The organism is Kitasatospora sp. NPDC059571 (genome assembly GCF_042735675.1).
Classification (GTDB): domain Bacteria; phylum Actinomycetota; class Actinomycetes; order Streptomycetales; family Streptomycetaceae; genus Kitasatospora.
Map to the genome: position 1 here is coordinate 1 of NZ_JBHWBW010000044.1, position 25,389 is coordinate 25,389.

Annotated in this window: 23 protein-coding genes and 3 pseudogenes; 15 read left to right on the top strand and 11 right to left on the bottom strand. The window is 70.9% G+C overall.

Annotated features, from left to right (window positions below):
- Positions 1-534 precede the first annotated feature (534 nt).
- A complete protein-coding gene (locus tag ACFV0G_RS08030) occupies positions 535-756 on the top strand; it encodes a hypothetical protein (RefSeq protein WP_380543451.1) in 222 nt (73 codons plus the stop codon).
- A gap of 698 nt (positions 757-1,454) precedes the next feature.
- Positions 1,455-2,030, top strand: coding sequence for an SCO4225 family membrane protein (locus tag ACFV0G_RS08035; RefSeq protein WP_380543454.1), 576 nt, complete (start codon positions 1,455-1,457; stop codon positions 2,028-2,030).
- Positions 2,031-2,407: 377 nt separating this feature from the next.
- On the opposite strand, the gene ACFV0G_RS08040 is transcribed toward ACFV0G_RS08035, so the two are convergent.
- Together ACFV0G_RS08040 and ACFV0G_RS08045 are read right to left on the bottom strand one after the other, a co-directional pair.
- A complete protein-coding gene (locus ACFV0G_RS08040) occupies positions 2,408-3,532 on the bottom strand; it encodes a hypothetical protein (protein ID WP_380543457.1) in 1,125 nt (374 codons plus the stop codon).
- Positions 3,533-4,049: 517 nt separating this feature from the next.
- Positions 4,050-5,819, bottom strand: coding sequence for a PucR family transcriptional regulator (locus tag ACFV0G_RS08045; protein ID WP_380543460.1), 1,770 nt, complete (start codon positions 5,817-5,819; stop codon positions 4,050-4,052).
- A gap of 175 nt (positions 5,820-5,994) precedes the next feature.
- Between ACFV0G_RS08045 and ACFV0G_RS08050 the strand changes: the two genes are divergently transcribed.
- Genes ACFV0G_RS08050 through ACFV0G_RS08090 form a run of 9 tightly spaced genes read left to right on the top strand, consistent with a single transcriptional unit; the run spans position 5,995 to position 15,201 of the window.
- Positions 5,995-6,141 (top strand): hypothetical protein, encoded by a 147-nt coding sequence (locus ACFV0G_RS08050; protein ID WP_380543463.1) that lies wholly within the window; start codon positions 5,995-5,997, stop codon positions 6,139-6,141.
- A 50-nt stretch (positions 6,142-6,191) separates the two neighbouring features.
- Positions 6,192-8,099, top strand: a complete 1,908-nt coding sequence (dnaK, locus tag ACFV0G_RS08055) for a molecular chaperone DnaK (RefSeq protein ID WP_380543466.1) — start codon at positions 6,192-6,194, stop codon at positions 8,097-8,099.
- A gap of 8 nt (positions 8,100-8,107) precedes the next feature.
- A complete protein-coding gene (locus tag ACFV0G_RS08060; protein WP_380543468.1) occupies positions 8,108-8,710 on the top strand; it encodes a nucleotide exchange factor GrpE in 603 nt (200 codons plus the stop codon).
- A 6-nt stretch (positions 8,711-8,716) separates the two neighbouring features.
- The gene (locus tag ACFV0G_RS08065) at positions 8,717-9,670 is read left to right on the top strand and encodes a DnaJ C-terminal domain-containing protein (RefSeq protein WP_380543471.1); all 954 of its coding nucleotides are present in this window, start codon (positions 8,717-8,719) and stop codon (positions 9,668-9,670) included.
- Complete coding sequence (locus ACFV0G_RS08070; RefSeq protein WP_380543474.1) at positions 9,667-10,065, top strand: chaperone modulator CbpM; 399 nt, start codon at positions 9,667-9,669, stop codon at positions 10,063-10,065. The genes ACFV0G_RS08065 and ACFV0G_RS08070 overlap by 4 nt, the downstream gene beginning before the upstream one ends.
- Positions 10,056-12,695: an ATP-dependent chaperone ClpB gene (clpB, locus tag ACFV0G_RS08075; protein WP_380543477.1), complete on the top strand. Its 2,640-nt coding sequence runs from the start codon at positions 10,056-10,058 to the stop codon at positions 12,693-12,695. Before ACFV0G_RS08070 ends, clpB begins: the two co-directional genes overlap by 10 nt.
- Positions 12,692-13,150 carry a thioredoxin gene (gene trxA / locus ACFV0G_RS08080; protein WP_380543480.1) on the top strand — a complete coding sequence of 153 codons (459 nt, stop codon included), beginning with the start codon at positions 12,692-12,694 and terminating at the stop codon, positions 13,148-13,150. Before clpB ends, trxA begins: the two co-directional genes overlap by 4 nt.
- A gap of 6 nt (positions 13,151-13,156) precedes the next feature.
- Complete coding sequence (locus ACFV0G_RS08085) at positions 13,157-13,417, top strand: UBP-type zinc finger domain-containing protein (protein WP_380543483.1); 261 nt, start codon at positions 13,157-13,159, stop codon at positions 13,415-13,417.
- Positions 13,417-15,201 (top strand): FAD-dependent oxidoreductase, encoded by a 1,785-nt coding sequence (locus tag ACFV0G_RS08090; protein ID WP_380543486.1) that lies wholly within the window; start codon positions 13,417-13,419, stop codon positions 15,199-15,201. Before ACFV0G_RS08085 ends, ACFV0G_RS08090 begins: the two co-directional genes overlap by 1 nt.
- 354 nt (positions 15,202-15,555) lie before the next feature.
- Here ACFV0G_RS08090 and ACFV0G_RS08095 read toward each other — a convergent pair whose 3' ends face one another.
- From ACFV0G_RS08095 to ACFV0G_RS08110, 4 genes are all read right to left on the bottom strand, one after another.
- Positions 15,556-15,954, bottom strand: a complete 399-nt coding sequence (locus ACFV0G_RS08095; protein WP_380543489.1) for a DUF2267 domain-containing protein — start codon at positions 15,952-15,954, stop codon at positions 15,556-15,558.
- 58 nt (positions 15,955-16,012) lie between these two features.
- Entirely contained in the window at positions 16,013-16,417 is a 405-nt protein-coding gene (locus tag ACFV0G_RS08100) for a DUF2267 domain-containing protein (protein ID WP_380543492.1), read from the bottom strand.
- A 46-nt stretch (positions 16,418-16,463) separates the two neighbouring features.
- Positions 16,464-16,757 (bottom strand): STAS domain-containing protein, encoded by a 294-nt coding sequence (locus tag ACFV0G_RS08105; protein WP_380543495.1) that lies wholly within the window; start codon positions 16,755-16,757, stop codon positions 16,464-16,466.
- 127 nt (positions 16,758-16,884) lie between these two features.
- Entirely contained in the window at positions 16,885-17,319 is a 435-nt protein-coding gene (locus ACFV0G_RS08110; protein ID WP_380543498.1) for an Hsp20/alpha crystallin family protein, read from the bottom strand.
- 109 nt (positions 17,320-17,428) lie between these two features.
- Between ACFV0G_RS08110 and ACFV0G_RS08115 the strand changes: the two genes are divergently transcribed.
- The 3 genes from ACFV0G_RS08115 (at position 17,429) to ACFV0G_RS08125 (ending at position 18,920) form a co-directional block, all read left to right on the top strand.
- Positions 17,429-18,115 (top strand): type III effector protein, encoded by a 687-nt coding sequence (locus ACFV0G_RS08115; protein ID WP_380543501.1) that lies wholly within the window; start codon positions 17,429-17,431, stop codon positions 18,113-18,115.
- Positions 18,090-18,329 carry a hypothetical protein gene (locus ACFV0G_RS08120; protein ID WP_380543504.1) on the top strand — a complete coding sequence of 80 codons (240 nt, stop codon included), beginning with the start codon at positions 18,090-18,092 and terminating at the stop codon, positions 18,327-18,329. The genes ACFV0G_RS08115 and ACFV0G_RS08120 overlap by 26 nt, the downstream gene beginning before the upstream one ends.
- An 87-nt stretch (positions 18,330-18,416) precedes the next feature.
- Positions 18,417-18,920: a hypothetical protein gene (locus ACFV0G_RS08125; RefSeq protein WP_380543507.1), complete on the top strand. Its 504-nt coding sequence runs from the start codon at positions 18,417-18,419 to the stop codon at positions 18,918-18,920.
- A gap of 41 nt (positions 18,921-18,961) precedes the next feature.
- Here the strand turns inward: ACFV0G_RS08125 and ACFV0G_RS08130 are convergent.
- Positions 18,962-19,243 (bottom strand): annotated as a pseudogene (locus ACFV0G_RS08130) (IS5/IS1182 family transposase); the annotation flags it as partial.
- 292 nt (positions 19,244-19,535) lie between these two features.
- On the opposite strand from ACFV0G_RS08130, the pseudogene ACFV0G_RS08135 reads away from it, so the two are divergent.
- Positions 19,536-20,829 (top strand): annotated as a pseudogene (locus ACFV0G_RS08135) (IS110 family transposase).
- A gap of 18 nt (positions 20,830-20,847) precedes the next feature.
- Here ACFV0G_RS08135 and ACFV0G_RS08140 read toward each other — a convergent pair.
- The 4 genes and pseudogenes from ACFV0G_RS08140 to ACFV0G_RS08155 form a co-directional block, all read right to left on the bottom strand.
- A pseudogene (locus ACFV0G_RS08140) lies at positions 20,848-21,511 on the bottom strand (IS5 family transposase); the annotation flags it as partial.
- 112 nt (positions 21,512-21,623) lie between these two features.
- Complete coding sequence (locus ACFV0G_RS08145; protein ID WP_380543510.1) at positions 21,624-21,827, bottom strand: hypothetical protein; 204 nt, start codon at positions 21,825-21,827, stop codon at positions 21,624-21,626.
- A 109-nt stretch (positions 21,828-21,936) separates the two neighbouring features.
- On the bottom strand, positions 21,937-23,994 hold the full coding sequence (locus ACFV0G_RS08150; protein WP_380543513.1) for a SpoIIE family protein phosphatase: 2,058 nt from the start codon (positions 23,992-23,994) through the stop codon (positions 21,937-21,939).
- 495 nt (positions 23,995-24,489) lie between these two features.
- Positions 24,490-24,714 (bottom strand): hypothetical protein, encoded by a 225-nt coding sequence (locus ACFV0G_RS08155; RefSeq protein WP_380543516.1) that lies wholly within the window; start codon positions 24,712-24,714, stop codon positions 24,490-24,492.
- Positions 24,715-25,389 lie beyond the last annotated feature (675 nt).

Genomic DNA, 25,389 nt, shown 5'->3' on the forward strand with positions numbered 1-25,389 from the left:
CCGAAGCCCTTCTCCGCGTTGAACCACTTCACAGTGCCATTAGCCATAAAAAAATCTCCTAAAAAAGGCTGTTCGAAACCCGCACAACGTGGGCATCGGGTCGCCGCGGAGCGCCCACCCGGAAGAGACCGGGAAACAAAAATACGCCTGCGATACACCAGCAGGCGCACACAAAGTTCATGGGAACCACTACTGCAACTAATTCGACTGTAGCAGGTGGAGGCCTGCCGCGGGTGAATATTTCGCTGCCGGTTTTGCGGAGGTCTCACCCGCATCCGCCGATCCCCGGCCGCAAGACATGCCAACAGCCCTTAGGAGGTGGCGAGTTGCTGCTGGTGTGGTGGCCTTGCCGGAGCTGAGATTTTTTCGCGAAAGTCGCCTCCTGGCGGGTGTGGCGCCTCCGGCTTTGCCGCCGTTTCGCCCCGGCGCCCCGCGCGGGCGCCACGCCCGGGCCTCCCGCATCCACCTCTGAACGCGAAATTTCGCGGGCCGTAGTGCTTCCGAACAGGCCGTCTTCTCGTCATACTCGAAGGAATGACCGCATATGGAGCCCGCCACCTGCCCACCAGTCCCTTCAAGGCGCGGGTGGAGGCACCGCCCAAGCGGTTCGCCATCGGCGACCGCGTCACCCACGACACGCACGGCCTGGGCCGTGTCATCGGCGTTGAAGGTGGCGGCGACACGGCTGCCCTCGTCGACTTCGGATCGCGGCAGGAGCGGATCACCCCTCCATACGCCTCCATGCACAAACTCTGATCACCTCAGGCTCCTGGGGAAGCGGCGCCGTGAAGCCGAAGGCAGAGACGCCGGGGAACGTCGCGCCCTAGCCCGCCGGAAGGCCCGGCAACGCGGGGGAACCGCCCGAATCGACCAGCCCGAACCCCCGGCCGGGCCGGGCCGGCGAACCTGCCGGGTCCCCAGGTGCCGCTGTGCACCGCATGTCGAGGCCGCCGCCCACGTCCACTCGCTCGACGAAGCCGCCGCCGTCTCCCGCCGGATCAGCCGGCACAGCCCGGTGCACGCCGCCACCTCGCGCCGAACCGCCCCCGCGACAGCGCGGGGCGGGGGCCGGGTGGCGGCGTAGTGTCGGCCGTCTCGGTGGGCGTCACCGTGGCGCTCGCTGGTGCCCGTCGGCTGTCGCCGCACTGTGTGCCCGCACCCGCGGGGAACCAGGGCCCAGGCCCACCCGAATCGGCGGGGCCACTGGTGGGCCGGAGGCAGGGCCATGGCCACGCCTGATCGATACGAGATGTCCAGCGCGCCGGCTCCGGGTCTGAAGATCACCCTGACTCGTGATCGCGTGGTCTGTTCCTCCGGCGGGGACGTCCACATTGGACAACGAGGCCACGGTCCGGCAGGCCCTGAACGAGGCGCTCGCCTGGCACCCGGCCCTGCTCGTCGTCGACCTGTCCGCGGTCGAGCTGGTCGCCTCCACCGCCTGAACGCCCCGATCAGTGTCCGGCGCATCGCCCCGACACCCCGCTGGTCCTGGCCGCCCCCAGCACGCACGTGCTGCGCACCCCCACGTCACCCGGACCGACCGGCTCTTCCCGGTCTGCTCCACCGTCGAGCAGGCGCTGGACCACCACGCGGCCGCCGAGCCTACGTCGCCGGCACCGTCGAGGCAGGCCGTGGCCGCGACGCCGACCCGTTCGGCGGTGATCCTGCCGCCGCGGCGGCGCGTTGCGGCCGGGGCAAACCCGCCCCGCCGTACCGTCGCTCACGGAGGGTCCACCGGTCTCCCTCCGCTCTCCCGCGCCTACCTGGTCGTGGTGGTGGTCGCGATCGGCGTCTTCCTGCACGCCGCCTATGTCACCCGGGACACCTCCTTCGCGGGGATGTGGCCGGTCCTGGCCACGGCGCCGTTCGGCATCCTCGGTCTGCCGCTGCCGGCCCTGGTGTGGGACAGCCCGCTCGAATGGTGCGGCCCCCTGCTCCTCACCGCGGCGACGACCGCCGCCGGCCTGGCCAACGCCGTCATGATCGGACGCTTCGCGAGGTCGCTCCGCCGCCGCACCCAGCACGGGTGACGGCCGGTCCGCACCGGCCGGCCATGGTCGGGGTCACCGGTGCCGCGTCGGGGATCGGTCCGGCCTCCGCGGCCGGGTTCGCGCGTCTCGGCGCGTCGGTGCGGGTCCCGGCCCTGGCCGGTGTGACTGCGGTTGTCGGGCCTGCTGGCCGCCGGATCGGTGTACTTCGCATGCCACCGCCCTCCACCGCTGGGTACGGGCGGACCGCATTTCAATGCGGTCGCCTACACGCTCGACCTGTTGGTGCCGGTGGTGAACCTCGATCAATCGGGCGCGTGGGATCCGAGCGGGGCTCAGTCAATGCTTGTGCGGCCTTGAGGCGGCGCGTCGCTCTGCCGTCAGGGCCCACCACGTGAAACGACATCAAACAGTCGTTCTCAGTTGTCACCGTTGTCGTCGTGCAGCAGTCTGCGGCGTTCCTGTTCGCGCTTGGAGTAGGCGGCTGCCCGGATCGCCTCGTCGCTCTCCAACCCCGATCCAAGGGCGCCGCCCACGGTGGCGACCGAAGCGACGAACCAGGACAACGTCCAGTACTCCGTCGCGTGGAGCGGGTTTTGCGTCATGGAGGCGAACACTTTGTCGTTGAGGATGAACAGCGCCCACACCCAGTTGATGACCAGCAAACCGATGTAGCAGACGAGCACCCCGATCCCCACGGTCACGACGGTCGAGGCGTTGTAGAGAGCCGCCCGCTGCCTCGCCGCCGGCGAGCTCTCTGGGGATCGATGCCACAGGTTTGCGTCCACGATCAGCCAGCCGATCATGATCGCGACAGACCCGACCGTGGCGATCACGAGGCGTGGCGTGCCCATGGACGTGGCCAGGCTCCAGACGGTGGAGTTCACGGTGGCGACTGTTCCCGTGGCGAGCGCGGCCGCCAGGGCCTTCGACAAGCCCGGCACCAGCCGCCACGGCCGGTTGGCGCGGACCATGCCGGCGAGCACCCGCAGGTAACCGCGCGGCCCGCCGGCGACGTACCGAACATCATCGGTCTCCTCCTCACCGGATTCGCCCGGATGAATGGGCGCGGGACGACGGACGGAGGGGCCCGGACGCGGCTGACTTCGCAGAGGTCCTTCAGCTCCGGTGGTTTGCGGACCTACCAGGCCGAGCACGGCTTCTTCAACGGCTTGCCGGGCCCTCGTCTGCAGCCGTAGGCCCCCCAGTGAAGGGAGAGAGAGCAGTGCCAAGCCGTGTTGGTGATTCGAACACACAGCGAGCCTGCGCCCGTGCGAGTGCAGCGGAAGGTCGGTGAGGGCCACGACGATGTCCCAGTTCTCCGCACTCCCACGGTCCATGATCCGGCTCATCAGGGTGGGCGGGTCCTCGGTCCCTGAGGTGAAGGGTTCACTGACCACCTCGACGTCGAACTGTCGCCCCTGGCCCGACTTGTCGGCGAGCCGATCAGGAAGCGTCCGGGCCATGCGCTGGGCGATCTCCGTCGGCGTGTCCGGGTCCGCGAGGAGTGTCACGACCGTTACGTCCTGCGACGACAGCGGCATCGCTGGACCCTTCTCGTCGGCTGTTCCCGCGATCGCAAGTGCCCTCAGGATGCCCCCGGGGTGGCGTCGGCGCCATGTGACACGCTGGCTCCCGGCCGGTGCCGCCGGTACGGCCGGATCTCCTCGTTCTCCCCGTACAGGGCCTGCTCTCACCAGCAAGGCCACGATCGCGTGCGCGAACACCTGCTGATTTCAGCAGAAGTGTTTTCGACTGCCGCCCGCCCCTGATTCCGTGGCGCCGATAAATGCTTATCGTCATGTCGAGGAGGGGTGGTCGAGTCCCTTCCGTACGGGAATTCCTGTTCTTCCGCAAGTTGATCGCGGATGATTGTGCGGGAGGGATTCGGTTTCCGTTGCGGGCGATGTGCGGGCGGCTGCCGCGGCGTGTCTCCAGGTCTTCGTCTGCTGCTGGTGCACCTGCCCGCGCGGCTCTGACCGGCATGAACGGGGAGTCGAAGGCCCGGCATGGGAGCACTGGTCCGGGCCTGGTCCGTCTGGTCCTGATCGTTCCATCGGGCTATGAGCCGGGCCCGCCCAGCACGATCTTCCATACTCGGGTCGCCACTTGGAGATTCAGCCGGTCCTCGACGTTCCCGAGGTCGTTGCCGCTGATGTCGCGGATGCGCTGGAGCCGGTAGCGCAGCGTGCTGCGGTGGATCGCGAGGGATTCGGCGGTCTCGTCGTAGTTGCCGCCGCAGTCGAAGTACCGGGACAGGGTCTCCACCATGGTCGCGTGGTGCTGGGAGTCGTAGTCGATGAGCTGCCCGAGCCACTCGTGGACGAACATCTCCAGTTCCCGGTAACCGTTGCCAGGTCCCAGGATGCGGTAGAGGCCGAGCTCGTCGAAGAACGTCGTGCCGCAGCGCTCGCGGGAGTGGCGGCGCACTTCCAGGGCGCGCTGCGCCTCCTGGTAGCGGTGGGGGATGTCGCCCGGGGAGTCGCAACGGGTGCTCACCCCGATCGTCGCGGACCGTGTCCCGGTCTCCCGGGCGAGCGCCTCGTACAGCGCGCGGGCGTGCGGCCTGTCGTCGGCGATAAGGACGATGTGGTCGGACCGTCGGGCCAGCAGCGAGCGCATGCCCACGCCGGAGGCCGCCCGGCCCACGGTCTGCGCGAAGGACTCGTCCGCAGTCCGGTCCGACCGCTGCACCACGACGACGTAGTGAGCGCGGTGCAGGTCGTGTCCGACTGCCTCGGCCCGGGCGTAGGCGCTCGCCTCGTCCGCTCCTGCCAGGAGGTCCTCGACCAGCTCGCGGTGCAGCCTCAGCTCCACTTCTGCCAGAGTGCGTAGGTGCGCCAGCTCCAGGGCGAGTGACGTGGCGGCGTGCTCCAGCGCGAGCACGGTGTGCTCGTCGGCCTCGCTCCGGGCATCGACCAGGGCCAGCACGCCCAGGATCTCGCCGTGCGGGCGGATCAGGGTGATCAGCCGGTCCTTTATCCGCACCGGCCCGACCTCCCGGGCGACGGCGTGCAGCATTTCGTCCTGGCGTACGGGGTCCGGTTCGGGATAGGGGTCGGGTCGGCCGGGGCCGGTCCAGGACCTCAGCCGACCGAAGCGGTCCTCGATCAGCGCGGGGAGTCCGGTGAGCCCGTGCAATGCGCGGATGATGGCTTCCTCGCCGCCGCCCGAGGCGGCGGCGTCCGCCATGAGCGCGTGAACGGCCCGCTGGTACCCCAGCTCGGCTGCGACGGAGATCAGCTGTTGCTGGAGGGCTGTGCGTTCCACCCGTAGCCGGTGCAGCTCCAGCGCGTCCTCGCGTTGGCGGCGGTCTGCGAAGGCGACAGACAGTGCAGCAGCGGTGTGCCCGACGATCGTGGCAAGCAGGGATCGCTCGGCCTCGGTGGGCCGGGAGCGGGACGTCACCACGACGTAGCCGTGGAGTCTCTCGAACCCGCGCAGTCCCAGGGCCCGACCCCAGGGCCGGCCGGGTACGGTCACAGAGCCGTCCTCGCCGGCCAGCTCCCGCACCCTCCGGTCCACGGCCGAGGCATGGAAACGCCCGCTCGGGCTGGGGGCCAGGCCGCCGTCCACCCTGAGGTATCCCGCCTCGGTGCTGTACGGCCCCGCAGTGGCTATGTGGTCCATGGCCAGGCGCAGGATCTCGCCTTCGTCCGGGGTGGCGAACAGGGTGCGGGAGAACGCGACCAGTTCGTGGAGGGCATGGTCGGCCGGCGAGGGAGCGGATGGGTCGGGTCGTTTCCGTGCAGCCGCGGTGTGCCGCCCGCGGCCCCGCGGAAGGCTGCCCTCCCGGCCGGAGTAGCGGCCGTGCGCCACTCTGCTGGACATGCGATCACTCCGTTCTACCGGAGGCTTCGTTGGCATTTACCCGCGCGCAGGTCGACGTATCCGAGATATCCGGATTTTTCCTTCGTACTCGCGGGGTGACGGGACCCGTGCATTTCTGACTCACCGGGCGCAGGCGCGGAGCCGTTCGGCTCGACACCCTGAGAAGTGGTTCGAGATGCATGGCGGTCGCCGGGACTTCGCCCAGCCCCGCTCGATGCAGCCGAGCCGGTACAAGGCCGTCGTGGACGCGACGGTCGACGACGGCGCCGTAGGGCTGAGCGGCGCGCCGCAGACCACCGGCACGGGTCCCACTCGTACCTGAAAGCGTGATCCGGACAGAAGGCGTAGGCGCCGGACCGGGAGGAGTTCCTCATGGCGAAGGCAGTGGGCATCGACCTGGGCACCACCAACTCGGTGATCGCCGCGTGGGAGGGCGGCGAGCCGGCCGTCGTACCCAACAGCGAGGGCAACCGCACGACACCGTCCGTGGTGGCCTTCACGGATACGGGCGAGCGACTGGTGGGCCAGCTGGCCCGGCGCCAGGCGATCCTCAACCCGAAGGGCACCATCTACTCGGCCAAGCGGTTCATCGGCCGGCACTTCGACGAGATTTCCGACGAGGCCAGGGCGGTGGCGTACGACGTCGTCGAGGGCGACGGCGGGGCGGCCCGCTTCAGGGTGCGCGACAAGCTGTACGCGCCCGAGGAGATCAGCGCCCAGGTGCTGCGGAAACTCGCCGACGACGCTTCCAAGCAGTTGGGGGAGCGGGTCACGGAGGCGGTCATCACGGTGCCCGCCTACTTCAACGACGCTCAGCGCACCGCCACCAAGGACGCCGGGCGGATCGCCGGACTGGAGGTGCTGCGGATCATCAACGAGCCGACGGCGGCAGCCCTCGCGTACGGCATGGACAAGAAGCAGCACGAGACGATCCTCGTCTTCGACCTGGGCGGCGGCACCTTCGACGTGAGCATCCTCGACGTCGGCGACGGCGTGGTGGAGGTGCGCTCCACCGCCGGCGACAGCCACCTGGGCGGTGACGACTTCGACCGGCGCCTGGTGGACTACCTGGCGGACGACTTCCAGAAGGAGAACGGCATCGACCTGCGCAAGGACCCGCAGGCGCTGCAACGCCTGTTCGAGTCGGCGGAGAAGGCCAAGACCGAGCTCAGCTCGGTGACACAGACACAGGTGAGCCTGCCGTTCATCACCGCCGACGCCTCGGGCCCCAAGCACCTCACCGACTCGATCATGCGGTCCACGTTCGAGCAGATCACCGGCGACCTGGTGGAGCGGTGCCTGGGACCGGTCCAGCAGGCCATGGCCGACGCCAAGGTCGGCGAGAGCGACATCGACGAGGTCATCCTCGTCGGCGGTTCCACCCGTATCCCGGCGGTCCAGGCGCTGGTGCGTCGGCTGACCGGTGGCAAGGATCCCAACATGAGCGTCAACCCCGACGAGGTTGTGGCGATGGGTGCCGCGATCCAGGCCGGGGTGCTCAAGGGTGAGGTCAAGGACGTCCTGCTGCTCGACGTCACACCCCTGTCGCTGGGTGTCGAGACACGCGGTGGCGTGATGACGAAGATCATCGAGCGGAACACCACCATCCCGGTGCGCCGCAGTGAGACCTTCTCCACCGCCGAGGACAACCAGCCCGCGGTGGACGTCGTCGTCCTCCAGGGCGAGCGCGAACGGGCCGCCGACAACCGGGTCCTCGGCCGGTTCCAGCTCACCGACATCCGGCCGGCGCCGCGGGGCGAACCGCAGGTCGAGGTCACCTTCGACATCGACGCCAACGGCATCCTCAACGTCAAGGCACGTGACCGCGACACCGGCAAGGAACAGGGCATCACCATCAGCGAGAGCTCCAACCTGGACCGCAGTGAGGTCGAACGCATGGTCCAGGAGGCCGAGCGCAACCAGGGCCAGGACAAGGCACTCCGCGAGGCCGTCGACGCCCGCAACGAGCTCGACGCCGTCGCCTACCAGGTCGAGAAGCGCCTCGCCGAACTGGGCGACGCAGCGCCCGCCCACGAGAAGGCACGCGCCGAGATGCTCGTGGCCGACGCCCGGGCGGCGGTCAAGGAAGAGGCGGGTGCGGAGCGCGTGCGGCCCCTGACCTCCGAACTCCAGCAAGTGCTCGCCGGGCTGGCGGCCCACCAGGACGCCGCTACCACAGGCGGTCCCGGCCAGGACACCACCGGGGGCGGCGCGACCGGTGGCCCGGGCGGCGGTGGCGGGGACGACGACGTCATCGATGCCGAGTTCGACAAGAGCTGAGGCGCGCCATGCCCGCCCGTCCCCAGGAACCCGACCGGGCCGCGCCGGAGCCGGTCCCGGAGGGCGCCGTACGCCCTCCTCGTGCGGATCTGCCGCAACCGGGCCCGCCGCCCCGGCCCGAAGCAGCGAACGACGAACCGGGACCCGACGCCGCCGGCCCCACGCCCGCCGAGGACGAGTACACGACCGCGATCCGGGAACTTGAGGACCGCTGGCGGCGCGCGCTCGCCGACCTCGACAACCTTCGCAAGCGCCACGCCAGGGAACTGGAGCGGGAGCGGACGGTCGAGCGGTCCCGCACGGCGGCCGCCTTCCTGCCCGTCCTGGACAACCTCGAGCTCGCCCTGACCCACGCCGGCGCCGATCCGGGCGCGATCGTGGAAGGCGTCCGGGCCGTACGCGACCAGGCGGTGAACGTCCTCGAACTGCTCGGTTACCCGCGGCACGCGGAGACCGGCGTCGCCTTCGACCCGGCCCGGCACGAGGTGGTCGGCGTCGTCCAGGACCCCGACGCCCCACCCGGAACCGTCGTCGAGGTGCTGCGCCCCGGATACGGGGACGGCGAACGGCAGCTCAGGCCCGCCGCCGTGACGGTCGCGAAGCGGGAGTGACCGGTCATGGCACGGAGCTTCTACGAGGTGCTGGGCGTGCCGCGGACCGCGAGCCAGGACGAGATCCAGCAGGCATATCGCAAGCTCGCTCGCAAGTACCACCCCGACGTCAACAAGGACCCGCAGGCAGAGGAACGCTTCAAGGACCTCAACGAGGCCTACGGCGTCCTTTCGGACCCGAAGACCCGGGCCCGCTACGACCGCTTCGGCGACGACTTCCGCAAGATCCCCGAAGACTTCGACGAACGGGTCGCGGCCGGAGCGGGCGACGGCTTCCGCACACGGGGGACCGCCGGCGCGGGCGGCCCCCGCGTCCGGTACACCACCGGCTTCGGCGACGACTTCGCAGCGGAGGGCATCGACATCGAGGACCTGCTCGGCTCCATGTTCGCGGCCGGCGCCGCCCGAGGCAGTGTCCCCGGAGCCGACCAGGAGGCCGAACTGCCGCTCACCGTCGAGGAGGCCTACCGAGGCGGCCGCCGCACCATCACGCTCGCCGGTCCCACCGGGCAGCCGAGGCGGTACGAGGTCGACGTGCCACCGGGTGTCACCGACGGGCAGCGCATCCGGCTCTCGGGCGAGGGCGGCCAGGGCAGCGGCGACGCTCCCGCGGGCGACTTGTACCTGCGGGTACGTATCCAGCCCCACCCCCGGTTCCGGCTGGACGGCCGCGACGTGTACGTCCAGGTCCCCGTCGCCCCCTGGGAAGCGGCCCTGGGAGCGACCGTGCCGGTGCCCACCCCCAGCGGCGGCACGGCCAAGGTCACGGTGCCCGCGGGTTCCTCCAGCGGCCGGCGGCTGCGACTGCGCGGCGAGGGCATGCCGAACCCGCGAGGCGCAAACGGCGACCTCTACGCCGAACTCCGCGTCATGGTGCCGCCCACCCTCGGCGACCGGGAGCGCGAACTGTTCGAGGAACTCGCCGCCACATCCTCGTTCGACCCCAGGAGGACGCGATGAACGACCGTTCCGCGGGCATCGGCCGGGCCGGCATGGGCGCCCGTCCGGTCCGGCCGGGCGCCGACGTCACCGCTTCGGCGGCCGTCCGGTACGCGCTCGTGCCCGTCCCCAGGCTCTCGCTGGACACCGTGGCCCATCGCTCGGGCCTCCACCCCGACCTGATCCGCCGGTTCGTCGCCCTCGGCCTGGTCGACGCCGAGCGCGACGCCGCGAAGCACCTGGTGTTCGACCCCACGGCCCCGGCGGTCCTCGCCCGCATCCAGCGGCTGCGCTCCGGACTCTGCCTCAACTACGCATCCATCGGCCTGGTACTGGACCTGCTGGACCGCATCAGCCTGCTCGAAGCCGCCCTCCGCCGCGCCGGCACAAGGAGTGAAACACCCCCATGGACATGAACCGTCTCACCCAGAAGTCCCAGGAAGCCCTGCAGGAGGCCCAGACCACGGCCGTCCGCATGGGGCAGACCGAGGTCGACGGGGAACACCTGCTGCTCGCGCTCCTCGACCAGGAGGACGGTCTGATCCCGCGGTTGCTGCAACAGGCCGGCACCGAGCCGAAGGAGCTGCGCGCCGCCGTAAGCGAGGAACTCTCCCGCCGTCCCAAGGTCACCGGCCCCGGCGCGGCACCCGGCCAGGTCTTCGTCACCCAGCGCCTCGCCCGCCTGCTCGATGCCGCCGAACAGGAGGCCAAGCGCCTCAAGGACGAGTACGTGTCCGTGGAGCACCTCCTGCTCGCCCTGGCCGACGAGGGCTCGTCAACCGCCTCCGGACGACTGCTCAAACAGGCCGGCATCACCAAGGACTCGTTCCTGAGCGCACTCACCCAGGTCCGCGGCAACCAGCGCGTCACCTCCGCCAACCCCGAAGTGGCCTACGAGGCCCTGGAGAAGTACGGCCGGGATCTCGTCGCCGAGGCCAGGGCCGGCAGGCTCGACCCGGTCATCGGCCGGGACTCCGAGATCCGCCGCGTCACCCAGATCCTCAGCCGCAAGACCAAGAACAACCCCGTCCTCATCGGCGACCCCGGCGTCGGCAAGACCGCCATCGTCGAGGGCCTCGCCCAGCGCATCGTACGCGGCGACGTGCCCGAAGGACTCCGCGACAAGACGGTGTTCGCCCTCGACATGGGCTCCCTGGTCGCCGGCGCCAAATACCGCGGCGAGTTCGAGGAACGCCTCAAGGCCGTCCTCAGCGAGGTCAAGGCCGCCCAAGGACGCATCCTGCTCTTCGTCGACGAACTGCACACCGTCGTCGGCGCGGGCGCCGCCGAAGGAGCCATGGACGCGGGCAACATGCTCAAACCCATGCTCGCCCGCGGCGAACTCCACATGATCGGCGCCACCACCCTCGACGAGTACCGCAAGCACATCGAGAAGGACGCCGCTCTCGAACGCCGCTTCCAGCAGGTCCTGGTCGACGAACCGAACGTGGAGGACACCATCTCGATCCTGCGCGGACTGCGCGAACGCCTGGAGGTCTTCCACGGCGTCAAGATCCAGGACACCGCCCTGGTCTCCGCGGCCACCCTCAGCCACCGCTACATCACCGACCGATTCCTGCCCGACAAGGCCATCGACCTCGTCGACGAGGCGTGCGCCCGGCTGCGCACCGAGATCGACTCGATGCCCGCCGAACTCGACGAGATCACCCGCCGCGTCACCCGCCTGGAGATCGAGGAGGCGGCGCTGTCCAAGGAGACCGACCCCGCCAGCCGAACCCGTCTGGAGGAACTGCGCAGGGAACTGGCCGACCTGCGCGGCGAGGCCGACGCCAAACACGCCCAGTGGGAGGCCGAACGGCAGGCCATCCGCCGCGTGCAGGAACTGCGCCAGGAACTGGAGCAGGTCCGCCACGAAGCCGAGGAGGCCGAGCGCAACTACGACCTCAACCGAGCCGCCGAACTCCGCTACGGCAAACTCCGGGAACTGGAGCGCCGACTGAAGGCCGAGGAAGAGCAACTGGCCGCGAAGCAGGGCCAGAACCGGCTGCTGCGGGAGGTCGTCACCGAGGAGGAGATCGCCGAGATCGTCGCCGCCTGGACCGGCATCCCCGTCGCCCGCCTCCAGGAGGGCGAACGCGAGAAACTGCTGCGCCTCGACGAGATCCTGCGCGAGCGGGTCATCGGCCAGGACGAGGCCGTCAAGCTCGTCGCCGACGCCATCATCCGCGCCCGCTCCGGCATCCGCGACCCACGCCGCCCCATCGGCTCGTTCATCTTCCTCGGCCCCACCGGCGTCGGGAAGACCGAGCTGGCCAAGACCCTCGCCCGGGCCCTGTTCGACTCCGAGGAGAACATGGTCCGCCTCGACATGAGCGAATACCAGGAGCGTCACACCGTCAGCCGGCTGGTCGGCGCACCGCCCGGATACGTCGGCTACGAGGAAGGCGGCCAGCTCACCGAGGCCGTACGCCGCAAGCCGTACTCCGTCGTGCTGTTCGACGAGGTCGAGAAGGCACACACCGACGTCTTCAACACCCTGCTCCAGGTCCTCGATGACGGCCGCATCACCGACGCTCAGGGCCGCACGGTCGACTTCCGCAACACCGTGATCATCATGACGTCCAACATCGGCTCCGAGCACCTCCTCGACGGCGCCACCACCGAAGGCGAGATCAAGCCCGACGCCCGCGCCCGGGTGATGGGCGAGCTGCGCGGCCACTTCCGCCCGGAGTTCCTCAACCGCGTCGACGACATCGTGCTGTTCAAGCCCCTCGGCGAGCGGCAGATCGAGCGCATCGTGGAGCTGCAGTTCGACGAACTGCGCCGCCGCCTCACCGAACGCCGCATCACCGTCGAACTCACCGAAGCCGCCAGGCAGGTGATCGCCCACCAGGGCTACGACCCGGTGTACGGCGCACGACCGCTGCGCCGCTACATCTCCCACGAGGTCGAAACCCTCGTCGGACGGGCCCTGCTGCGCGGCGACGTCCAGGACGGCGCCACGGTCCGGGTCGACGCCCAGGCGGGCGAACTGGTGGTCACCTACGACCAGCCCGAGGACGTGAAGGGAACGAGGGCGGCATGAGCACCGTGCGAGCCACCAACATCACCTGCCCGCACTGCGGGCGCACCAACCGGGTGCCGGCGGCCGCCGAGGGCCGCCCGAGGTGCGGCAACTGCAAGCGGTGGCTGCCGTGGATGGCCGACGCGGGCGACGACGACTTCACCGACGTCGTCGAGCAGGCCACCGTGCCCGTCGTCGTCGACCTGTGGGCCACCTGGTGCGGCCCCTGCCGCATGGTCAGCCCCGCCCTGGAGCAGGTCGCCGCCGATCTCGCAGGAACAATCAAGCTGGTCAAGGTCGACATCGACGAGAACCCGCGCCTGGCGCAGCGGTTCGAGGTCCAGGCGGTACCGACGCTGCTGGCTCTCGACAATGGACGGACCGTGGCCCGGCAGGCGGGTGCCGCACCCGCCCCCGCCTTGCGGCGGTGGGTGGAGCAGTCGATCGCCGGCCACGCATCGGCTGGGAAAGGATGATCGACAGTGACCGTAAGGACCGACCCCCACCTCGCCCTCGTGCGCCCCGTCACCCCGCTCACCCCGGGGTGCGAGGAGTGCCTGGCCACGCATTCCCCCTGGGTCCACCTCAGGCTCTGCCTGACCTGCGGCCACGTCGGCTGCTGCGATTCCTCGCCGAACCGGCATGCCCGCCGCCACGCCGCCGCCCACGGCCATCCGATCGTGGCGTCGCTGGAGCCCGGCGAGAACTGGCGTTGGTGCTTCGCCCATGAGGCGTTCGTGTGATGCCCGGCGACGAGACACCGCCCGGCGCAACGCCTGTGCCCGACGAGGCGCAGGAGAGCGTCCCCGCCGAGACGCCCGACATCTACGGCGCCTATCCCCGCCTGTCGGACGACCAGACGGCCCGCCTGGCGCAGCACGGCCGGCGGCACGCGGTTGACACCGGTGACGTGCTGATCCGGGAAGGGGAGCGGTGCGAGACGTTCTACGTCGTTCTCAATGGTGCGGTCGCCATCGTCGAGGGCTACGGCACGCCCGATGAAAGCCTGCTACGCGTGCACGGCCCCGGCCGCTTCATCGGCGAACTCGGGCTGCTCCACGGACAGGTGGCCTTCTACACCGCCGTCGCCAGGGAGCCGGGCGAGGTCCTCGCCGTCTCCTTGGACCAGCTGCGCCGCCTGGTGGCCCACGACTCGACGATCGGGGACGTCGTGCTGCGCGCCTGTCTGGGCCGTCGCGCCCTGCTCGTAGGGCAGGGAGCCGGCTTCCGCATCATCGGCTCGCGCTACTCGCCCGACACCAGGCGGCTGCGCGAATTCGCCGTCCGCAACCGGTTGCCGCACCGGTGGATCGACCTCGAGACCGACGAGGAGGCCGAGGAGCTGCTGCGCCGCTTCGGCGTCGGCCCGGAGGAGACACCGCTGGTCATCTGGCGGGACACCGCCCTGCTGCGCAATCCCGGCAACGCGGCACTGGCTCAGCTCATCGGCCTGCCGTCGCTGCCTGCCGCGAACCGTCACGGCGATGTCCTCATCGTCGGCTCCGGACCCGCCGGCCTCGCTGCCGCGGTGTACGCCGCCTCCGAGGGCCTGAGCACCACCGTGGTGGAGACGTTGGCCACCGGTGGCCAGGCCGGCACGTCGTCCCGCATCGAGAATCTGCTCGGCTTCCCCTCCGGGATCTCCGGCGCCGAACTCACGGAACGTGCCGTGCTCCAGGCCGACAAGTTCGGTGCCGGGATCAGCATTCCGGCGGAGGCGACCGGTCTCCATCCCAAGGACGACGGCCACTACGTGGTGGCATTCGCCGACGGCAGCGAGATCGCCGCCCGCGCCGTCGTGCTGGCCACCGGCGCCCGCTACCGCCGGCTCCAGGTGCCCGGCATCGAACCGTTGGAGGGAACGAGCGTTCACTACTCGGCGACCGCCTACGAGGCCCAGCAGTGCCTCGCCGACCAGGTGGCCGTGGTCGGCGGCGGCAACTCCGCAGGCCAGGCTGTGCTCTTCCTGGCCGGGTACGCGCCGAAGGTGTATCTGCTCGTCCGCGGGCCGAGCCTCGAGGCGCACATGTCCCGCTACCTGATCGATCAGATCGTGCGCCACCCGCGGGTGCGCGTGCTGCTGCACACCGAGGTGACCGAGGCACTCGGCGACAAGGCACTGGAGGCGATCACCATGGTTGACCACCGTACGGGCGAGCACCGCCACCTCGCGGTGCGGGCCCTGTTCGTCTTCACCGGCGCAGACCCTCACACCGGCTGGCTGTCCGGCGCACTCGCCCTCGACGCGCGCGGCTACGTGCTCACCGGCGCGGAGGCGCAGGCGTGCTCCGTTCCCGGACTGTGGCAGAGCCAGGGCCGCGACTGCCTGACGTTGGAGACCAGCCTGCCTGGCGTCTTCGCCGCCGGCGACGTCCGCAGCGGCTCGGTGAAGCGGGTGGCCTCCGCGGTCGGCGAAGGCGCGATGAGTATCCACTTCGTGCACCGCTATCTGGGCCACACGGCAGCGCCCGGCGGCACCGACAGCTCCCCGCACACCCGTCCGAAGGAGTCCGCTTGGCTCGCGTGACGCCCGGCGGGCGAGGAGATCACGAGAAGGAGGCGAGGGGAAGGCCCATGCCACGACCGCCCCCGCGCACCACCACCCGCCGAACGACCGCCCGCACGGGTGCTCGCCGTTCTCACCCAGGCCGAACCGGACGTGCCCGCTGCCGGCAAGGGGCGTCACGAAGGGCTGGCTGCGGCCCCCGGGCCGGGTCGGGACGGCATCGAGCTCCTGGGCGACCTGCGGGTCGCCGCTCCCGCCCTCGACGAACCCGTGCTGCGGTGGTGCACCGCCCCCGCCTCCCTGACCGCGGTGATCCTCGCGACCACCTCGACCACGGTGGTGAACACCTGGCCGGCGGCAGCGGGGTCGTGTTTCTCAGGCGACGGCGGCCAGGTCCGCGCGGCCGAACAGCAGGGCGTAGCCGCGGGGCAGGTGGGTGAGGAGGCGGTCGGTGAGGTGGTCGTCGGTGAGGGTGCTGAGGGCTGCCAGGACGGAGGAGGCGTCCCAGCGGGCGGCGGTGAGGCTGGTGCCCAGGGCGTGGGCGATGGCTTCGACGAAGGCGGGAGCTGTGACCGGGGTGGGAAGGGGGATCTGGTTGGTGAGGACTGTGCGGGCCCGGTCGGGCAGGGCTGCGGCGAGGTCGCAGCGTTCGTCGCCGGTGAGCTGGGAGCCGAGGACGGCCAGGACGGCGGTGAGGACGCGTTCGGCTTCCTCGTCGGTGGGGTAGCGGCCGAGGTTGCGGACCTGCTGGAGGAGGTGGCGGTAGCGGGTCATGACCGTGGGGCCTTCCGGGGGCTGGCCGCCGGCGGGCCGGCGGCGGTGTGAGGGGTGGTCAGGGTCGTGTCCCTGCGGTCGGGCGCCCGAACAGCAGGTCGTATCCGGGGGGCAGTTGGAACAGGATCCGGTCCATGAGCCGGTCGCCGGCGGCGTCGGCCACCGTGGACAGGACGGCGCCGATGTCCCACAGGGCCGTGGCTTCGGTTGCGCCCTTGACCCAGGCCGCGGTCGCGCGTACGAAGCGCTCGGGGCTGAGCGGCTCGGCGGCCTGCAGGGGGGTGAGCAGGATCAGGGCCATGGTCTCCGGCAGGCGGGCGGCCAGTTCGGCACGCACATCGCCGACCAGGTGGGCGCCCAGCAGGGCCAGGACGACCCGGGCGGACCGCTCGGCCTCCTGCGGGGTGTCGTACTCGCCACGCTCCCGGATCTCTTCCAGGAACGCCTCCCATCGAAGAGCCACTGCGGTTCTCCCTCCGTGTCAAGGGCCGGCTCGACCGGGTGCCCGGTCAGGGCTCGGGGGCCAGGCGCCGGTGCAGACCCGTGAGCCTCAGCAGCCGGACGATGCAGCACCCGGCCCCGCGCAGGACCAGGCGGGCCCCGCATCGGTCGGCCTGGTTGCGGGCCCGGACGAGGGCGCCCAGGCCCGCGCAATCCATGAACGTCACCTCCGACAGATCGATCACCACCTCCCGGTGCGACTCGAGCGCGGCGGCCAGAGCACGGAGCAGCGCCGGGGCGGTGTCGAGGTCGATCTCGCCGTTCGCCCGCACGATGAAGGGTTGGTTGCTCTGGCCGTTCATGGCGTTTCCGCGTCGCTGCGGGTGGGCCGGTCGGGGCGAGGGCGGCCGGCGGTCGGGGGTGTTCCGGCCGCCCCGTCGATCGAGGGGGGAGAGATCTGGGGCGGCGCGGAACGGCATCGGGGGCCGGTCAGGCCCGGATCTGCTTGCGGCTCGCGCTGTGGCTGATCGCGACCTTGCGGGGCTTGGCCTTCTCGGCGACCGGGATCTTCAGGGTCAGCACGCCGGCGTCGTAGTCGGCGGTGATCCCGGCGGGGTCGAGGGTGTCGGAGAGCATGACCTGGCGGGAGAACACGCCGAGCGGGCGCTCGGACAGCTCCCACTTCACGCCCTCGCCCTCCTGGCGCGGGCGGCGCTCGGCCTTGACGGTCACCATGTTCCGCTCGACGTCGATGTCGATCGCCTCCGGGTCCACCCCGGGCAGGTCGAAGCAGATCACGTACTCGTCTCCGGCCCGGTAGGCGTCCATCGGCATCGGGGTCGGCCGGGACCAGGTGCCGGTCGTGTTGATGAACTGCTGGGTCAGGCGGTCCAGCTCGCGGAACGGGTCAGTGCGCAACAGCATCGCGAAACACCTCCACTGATCGAATGGGTGCCAGTGCGCTTCACCTGACACCTTTCTAGCGCGTCATCCATCCGATGACAAGTCGGCGTGTCGCCTATAGAGTGACTGCATGAGTGAGAAGTCCCGCAGACCCGCTGCTGGTCCCCCCCAGCCGGACGAGCCCGCCTCGTTCCTGGCGGCCGCGGTGGCGCTGGCCGCCATCGACGACGCTGTCCGTGCCGCCCAGAACCCCTCCTCCCAGCCCCCGACCGCCCCCGACGAGCAGGAAGGCCCCGAACAGGCCCTGGCCGCCCTGGTGCTGCTGCGCGAGCTGCGCGGCCGGCTCGCCGGCTGGGAAGCCGGACTCGTGGAGGCCGCCCGCGAGGCCGGCGCCACCTGGGCCGACCTCGCCCAGCCCATGGGCGTCGCCAGCCGCCAGGCCGCCGAGAACCGCTACCTGCGTCTCAAGCCCGCCGGCGGCACCACGCCGCCCAGCACCGGCGCCGAACGCGTCAAAGCCGTCCGCGACCGCCGGGCCGCCGACCGAACGGTCACCGCCTGGGCCCGCGAACACGCCGCCGAGCTGCGGGTCCTCGCCGCCCAGATCGCCACGACCGCACTCGCCCCGGGCGCCCGGCCCGCCCAGGCCGCCCTCACCTCCGCCCTCGGCACCACCGACCCCGCCGACCTCATTGAGCCCCTCGCCGCCATCCGTCCCCACATCGGCACCCGCCAGGGCGACCTCGCCACCCGCCTCGACGCCCTCACCCACCACACCACCCAGCTTCGCGATGACAGCGACCAACGCCGCGCCTGACCCCGTCGCCGCCGCCGAAAGGCGCTGGCAGGACCTCCTGGACCGGATCCACGACCTCGGAGCACGAGTGGCCGCCACCACGAACTCGGTCAACGCCAGCCTCGACACCCACCTCGCCCGCCTCGACGCCCTGCGACACCACCTCAGCCACCCCAACTGGCCACTGCCGGAACCCGATCCGGGCAGCCGTCGGGGTATGTCGCCGAACGACTAGGAGCTGTCCGGCCGATCACATCGCTGCGGGCACAAGAGTCAGTAGGCCGCGGAGCTTGGATGGCCTACTGCTCGTAGGCTGCACCACATGAAGGTGTGGCACGTCCTGCCGGACAGTGAACGACAGCAGTGGCTCTTGGATCCGTTCGTGAGCGTAGGCCCACTGCGATTCGGAATGAGCCCGGACGAAGCCTCTGCTGTGCTTGGCGGAGGCCTCCCGGGCCTCGAATGGCGGGGCGGCGAGCGCCGAACCCACTCGGAGGCGGGCCTGGACCTCTACTTCACGGCTGAGCGCCTGTGCGGCATCTCAGTCGACGCACGGCGGGGACCGCAGGTTCTGACAGACGGGGTGGCGCTGGTGGGTCGCGTTCCCTCAGAGCTGGAACAGTGGTTGGTCGAGCGTGCCGAGAGTCGGGAACCTTACACCGAGCTCTTCTACCTGCCGGCAGCAGAGGCCGGATCGCTGACGCTCGGGTTCGTGCTGTGCGTACAGCGTGCAGGCGATCACCTGATCACGAGACCCGTCTTCCTTCCCGCCGAAGCCATGGACGACGTTTACCACCAACTGCCCGACACCGCCTGGGCCATATGATCAAACGCTGCTCCATGCAAGCGCCGCGCAGGAGGAGTCGGTCAGGAGCGGAGCCAGATGGCCACAGCAGCGGCGGTGACCGTGCCGAGGAAGACATAGCCGCGCTTGTCGTACCGCGTTGCCACTGCTCGGGAGTTCTTCAGCCGATTGATGGCTCGCTCCACGGTGTTGCGCTTCTTGTACCGGTCCTCGTCGAAGCCCGGTGGCCGGCCGCCTCGCGATCCTCTACGCAGGCGGACAGCTTGGCTGTCGATCTTCTCCGGAATCGTCTGCCGAATGCCCCGCCGCCGAAGGTACTGACGGCAGGGACCGTTGCTGTATGCCTAATAGGCGTCGAGGCCGGTGGTTGCTGGCCTCGGCAGGGGCCGGGCGAGACGTCTGTTCTGGATGCCGCGCCTGGAGTGCTTCGACAAGAGCGATGCGTGCGCGGCCCCTGCCCATCTGATCGCGGCGGCCATAGCGTGCCGTGGTTCGAGCCATTTCCAGGGCCACCTCCCGATCAGCCGGAGCCGTGGAGCTCTTCACGAGAGTGAGGACCCTGGACATCGCTGGGGCCACGGACGGCTGATGGGGTGGTGCGCCAGCGAGCGCTTCTATGAGGTCGCCGGGTGGTCCCTGCCGCGGCTCGACGCCGACGGACGGCACGCGCTTCGAGGGGAGCACGCATTGCACGTGACCTGCGGAATCGACTGGGCCGAGGATCATCACGACGTCGCGGTGGTCGACGCCGACGCCCGCCTGCTCGGCAAGCTGCGAATCGCCGACGATGCCGAGGGCTTCCAGGACCTCCTGCGGCTACTGGCCGAGCACGGCGACGGCCCGGAGACTCCGATCCCGATCGCGATCGAGACTTCCCGCGGTCTGCTGGTGGCCTGCCTGCGAGCGTCTGGCCGGCGGGTCTACGCGATCTACCCGATGGCGGTGGCCCGCTACCGGGACCGACACGCCGCGTCCCGAAAGAAGTCCGACCACCAGGACGCCGTCGTCCTGGCGAACATCCTGCGGACCGACGCCGCCCTCCACCGACCGCTGCCCGACGACTCCGACCTGGTCAGGGCGATCGCCGTCCTGGCCCGGGCCCAGCAGGACGCGGTCTGGGACCGCACCCGCGCCCATAACCGGCTCCGCTCCCACCTGCGCGAGTACTACCCGGCGATCCTCGAGGCGTTCGCCGACAAGCGGGAACGGCTGCTGGCGCGGGAGGCCCGCACGATCCTGGCCGGCGCTTCCACACCCGAGGAGGCCTCCGCCCTGAGCCGCAGCCAGCTCAGGGCCGCCGTCACCCGGGCGGGCCGCCAACGGCGAATCGACGCCGAGACCGACCGGCTCCTGGAAGTGTTTCCGTCGCACCCGGCTCCGCCAGCCGGCTCTGGTCGAGGCCGCGATGGGACGTCAGACCCTCGCACTTCTCGCCCAGCTCAACGCGGCCTGCCAGGCCTGCGACGACCTGGCCCAGGCCACCGAGGAGCTGTTCCTGCAACATCCCGACGCGGAGATCATCACCAGCTTTCCGGGTCTGGCTGTGCTCACCGGCGCCCGGATCCTCGCCGAGATCGGCGACGACCGCACCCGCTTCGACACCGCCCGCGACCTGAAGGCCTACGCCGGAAGCGCCCCGGTCACCCGCGAGTCCGGCCGCAGCCGCCGCGTCAGCCACCGCCGGATCAAGAACAGCCGGCTTGCGGCAACCGGCCGGCACTGGGCGTTTGCCGCCCTCACCGCCTCACCCGGCGCCCATGCCCATTACAACCGCCGACGCGAGTCCGGAGATCGCTACTACGCGGCCCTCCGTCACTTGTTCAACCGCATGATCGGCCAGCTCCACCACTGCCTGACCACCCGCCAGAAGTTCGACGAAGCCATCGCCTTCACTCTGCCGACGAAGCCCCAACTTGCCACCGCCGCTTGACCCGATAGCTGCATGGGGTGCCTTGTCCGCCGCGACGCTGTCGGGCTTCTTGCGAGGCCTGCCCAACCCGGGCCGGGGAACGCGGATCTTCTCCAGCACCGGCACGAACTGCGTACAGTCCGCCCGTTGGCCTGCGGTGACGACCAGGGACGGCGGACGGCAGAGTCCGTCCGCGCTCAGGTGGATCTTGCTGGTGAAGCCGCCGCGTGAACGGCCCAGGCCCTCGCCTCCCGCACCACCTCCACCAGCCGGTCGACGAGGCTCTGCCACTGAGCCTCGTCCTGGTGTTCCAGTGCGTAGTCCTCTCTTGAGCTGGCGAAGGCCGGCGGCGGGTCGGTGCGGGCGCCGGCCGCGTGCTGGTGGGCCCGCACGATGGTGGAGTCCACCGAGATGTCCCAGTCGATCTCGCCGGTTGCGTCGGCTGCGACCTGGACCCGCTGCAGCAGGCGCTCCCAGGTGCCGTCGGCCGACCAGAGCCGATGGCGCTCGTAGACGGTCTTCCAGGGCCCGAACCGCTCTGGCAGGTCGCGCCAGTGCACTCGGTCCGCACCCGGTGCAGGATTCCGTTGATCACCTGCCGGTGATCACGCCACCGTCCGCACCGACCGTTAGTCACCGGCAGGAACGGCCGCAACCGATCCCACTCCGCATCTGACAGATCACCGCGTTCTCCCCGCCCCATGCCCAGAACAACGAGCAGATCAGGTGACAGTCACATGATCGGCCGGACAGCTCCTAGCCGAGGTGGCAGGGCCGGGAGCCACCCCTCCTGCGATCCGCAACCACACCGGCCGTCAGGCCCTGCGCCCGCATGTCAGCGCCGCACCCAGCGGCGAGTCATCAGCGCTCGTGATCTCTGGCGGAATACCGGGCTCCAGGTGTGTTCGGCCGGCCTGCCAGGTGGTGGAGTCGGTGCAGCCGAGCGCTCTCACCGCCACGGGCGGCGGTGCGGGGGAGAGGATCGCCGACAGCCCGTAGTCGCGCACCTGCACCTCCATGACGACATGACCAGCTACGAGGTGTGCAACAGGCGCCGTAGCGGCGCTCCGAGCGGCAACGAGGTTCGCCTTCGTCGGCCCGAAGGTCGGCTCACACCTCAAGTCGTCGTCAGGCCGGCTCGGCATCGTCCGCCACCTGCTGTTCGACCCACACCGTCTTCCCGTTGGCCGCGAAGCGGACACCCCACCGCTCCGCGAGTTGCGAGACGATGTAGAGTCCGCGGCCGCCCTCGTCCGTGGTCCGGGCGTGGCGGAGATGGGGGCTGGAGGCCTCGCCGTCGCTGACCTCGACGCTCAACCGGTCGGCGCGGATCAGGCGCACGCGGCACGGAGGATCGCCGTAACGGACGACGTTGGTCACCAGCTCGCTCACCACGAGCTCGATGGTGTACACGGTCTCCTCGGGCAGTTCCCAGTGTTCCAGCTGCGCTCGTACGAGCGACCGCGCGTGGGCCGGGGCGCGTTCATCGGGGTCCAGGGCCCACTCCACGGCGTCGTCGCGGTCCAGCCCGGCCGCCCGGGCCAGGAGCAGGACCACCGCTCCCGCCTGGCGGGCCTCGCCCGACGCGACCAGCACGTGGTCGCACTGCTCGGGCAGGGAGCGGTCGGCGCCGGAGAGTTGCGCGAGATCCTGTGCGCCGAGGGCGGCATACAGGGCCGGTGTGGTGAGCGCCAGCACCGTGCCGTCGGGGACGGGCATGGAGGCCGCGGCGAAGGGGGCGGTCTCGGAGGTTCCCAGGACCGGTCCGTCCGGGAGGTCCACCTCGGTGAGGACGCCGTCCGGGGGGACGAGGACCAGGCCGGGGCGGCCGGCGCGGGCCGCGGTGAGGGTGCCGGAGGCCGGGTCGTAGATTGCGCACAGGCAGCTCGCGACCAGTGGCTGCTCGCGCAGCGGGTCGGCTGCGGGCAGCGCACGGCGTTCAGCCGCCAGTTGCCGGGTGGTCTCGTCCAGGCGGGCCAGCAACTCGTCCGGTGCGAGGTCGAGGGAGGCCAGGCAGCGCAGGGCGGTGCGCAGCTGTCCCATCGTGGCGGAGGTGTGGATCCCGGAGCCGTCGACCTCGCCGACGACGAGCGCGGTGCGGGCGCCCGACATGGGGATGACGTCGTACCAGCCGCCGCTGGCCGAAGGCGTCGTCAGATGGCCCCGGGCGGTCTCCAGGCCGACGGCGGGCTGCGTCGCCTGGGGGAGGAACCTGCGCTGCACGGTGGCGGCGACCGCGTGCTCGCGGGTGAAGCGGCGTGAGTTGTCCAGGCACAGCCCGACGTAGTCGCACACCGTCGCGGCCAAGGCCGCGTCCTCGTCGGTGAAGGCGGGAGAGCCCGCCCAGCGGTACAGGGTCAGCAGGCCGAGGAGCGTGCCGCGCACCATGAACGGCGAGGCCAGCACGGTGACGGGTGTCGCGCCGCGCAGGGCGGCGCCGTGGTCGGCGGCGCGCAGCCAGGCCTCGTCGCCCTCCAGGGGGACCGTGACCGGCCGGCCCCGCGCCAGCGCCAGGCCGAAGGGCGACGCCGCGTCCGGCACGTACGAGGAGCCGAACGGCCCGTCTGCGAGGTCGGTGCCGCGACGTTGCACGGCCGCGCCGTGCAGGGCCACGAACCCCGGCGCCGGCAGCAGCGGGGGATCATCGCCCGTCATCAGTGCGTCGACGACCTCCACGACCACCGCGTCGGCCATGCCGCCGGCAAGGACGGAGGCCAGCTCCCGGCAGATCTCGACCGCGTCCAGCGAGACCCCCACACGTGCCCGGACCGCGCCCAGGACCTGCGAGCCCGCCTCCGCGATGGCCAGGTCCGTCACGTCCACCACTGTCACCGCCAGTCCGAGGACCTCCCCCGCGTGCGACCGCAGCTGGAACATGGACACCGAATACGCGCGCGCCGGCGCCGGGGGCGGATCGAGGAACGCCCGGACACGCCGCTCCAGCACGGGCCGCCCGTCCTCGAGCACCGAGCGCGCCAGAGCATCCACGGAATCCAGGTCGTCCAGCGGGAAGACCTCTCGGAAAGGGAGACCGATCAGGTCCCGGGCGTCACGGCCCCGCATGGCCGCCGTCGCCGCATTGATCCGTACCAGGCGCAGACCGGCGTCGAAGATGTGCAGCCCCAGCGGCGACTGGCTGAGCAGCGCCTCCAGCGTCAGGCCCTCAGCCGGCCCCTCCGGGGTCACCGGCCCCACCCGGCAGCCGGTCCCGCCCTTCGGCGAGACCACCCGCTGCGTCGCGGGCCATCCGTCGCGGAGCACCTCGTGGCATCACGCTCGTCCATGGCAACATGATCCCGCAGCCACCGTCCGGCCCCCCGTATTGCGGGCACCTGCGCGTTGCTTCGACGCGCCGGCGCGGCGCGGCGTGCGTCCATCGGGAACAGGCCGCCCTCCCGGGCCCTACCACTCGCCGGAGCCCTCTTTCCGGTCTACCCCACCATCGAGCAGGCCCGGACCACCACGCGGCCGCCGAGTCGACGCCGCCGGCCGCCTGGCCGGAGGCCGGCCTCGATGCCGACCCGTTCGGCGGTGGTCTTCCCGCCGGGGGCGGCGCGGTGTGGCCGGGGTAGCCCGGCCCCGACGTACCGCCGCTCACGGAGGTTCACCGGTCTCCCCCGCGGTTCGGCCGCTCCCCTTTCGACGCCGGTAGCGGCCGGACCGAACGAGAGGCACACCCTTCTAGACGATCGCCGGACCCTGCCCGCGGCCGCCGGACGGGCGGACCGTGTCGAGGGCGTCGCGCAGGGCGTACAGGTCGGCGGCGGTAGCGAGTTCCGCGAAGCGGGCCAGCAGCCGCCGGACGGTTCGGTCGTCGCCGTCGCGTACGGCCTCGGTGATCGCTCCGACCAGGGCCGCCTGTCCGCCCCGGGCCGTCTCCGGTGCCGCGGGCGCCGGGTTCTCCACTACCGCCTCCCTGCACGGTGTCGCTCGTTCCTTCGGGCGCGAGGCGGCGACTCGGGGGTTGCCGCCGCCGCGCAGCGGAAGGCTACCTCACCCGCGGGCGCCGCAAAATCTATGTGCGCCGGAGTAGACATTGCCGACGGGCGGGTCTAACGTTTCTCTCGTAGACAGCAGTCGGCGATACCGGCCAGACACGAACTGGCCGGGGTTGTTGGACAGAAGTTCGAGGTTCGGTCCGGCGGTGGACTTCCGAAGCCAGGCAGGTGCAGGACGGCGACGGGTGTGACTGCCGGACCGGGCGGCCCGCAGGTGTCAGGGGCCGCCACCAGCGGTACCCGTAGTACGCAGTTCAGCAGATGCAGTACCAGTAGTACGCAAAGTGACAGTTCGGCACAGAGGATGAATGGAGGGCGCAAGCGCCATCAGGATCGCCCGGCCCGTGAACACTCGCCCGGGCGGACACCGCAGACCCCAACGCAAGGACGGTGGTTTCCGGTCACGCATACGCGATCCCCGCACACCCCCACCCCCGGGGCAGTGCGGACACGAGGAACCCGGCCCCAAGGCCGGCAGATGGTGTAGAACCCTTCGGGGGGGTGGGGGGGGGGGGCGCTCCGGCGCCGGCGCCCCGGGCCCCCGCCCGCCGCGCGGCGCCCGCGGGGGGGCCGGGGCGCGACG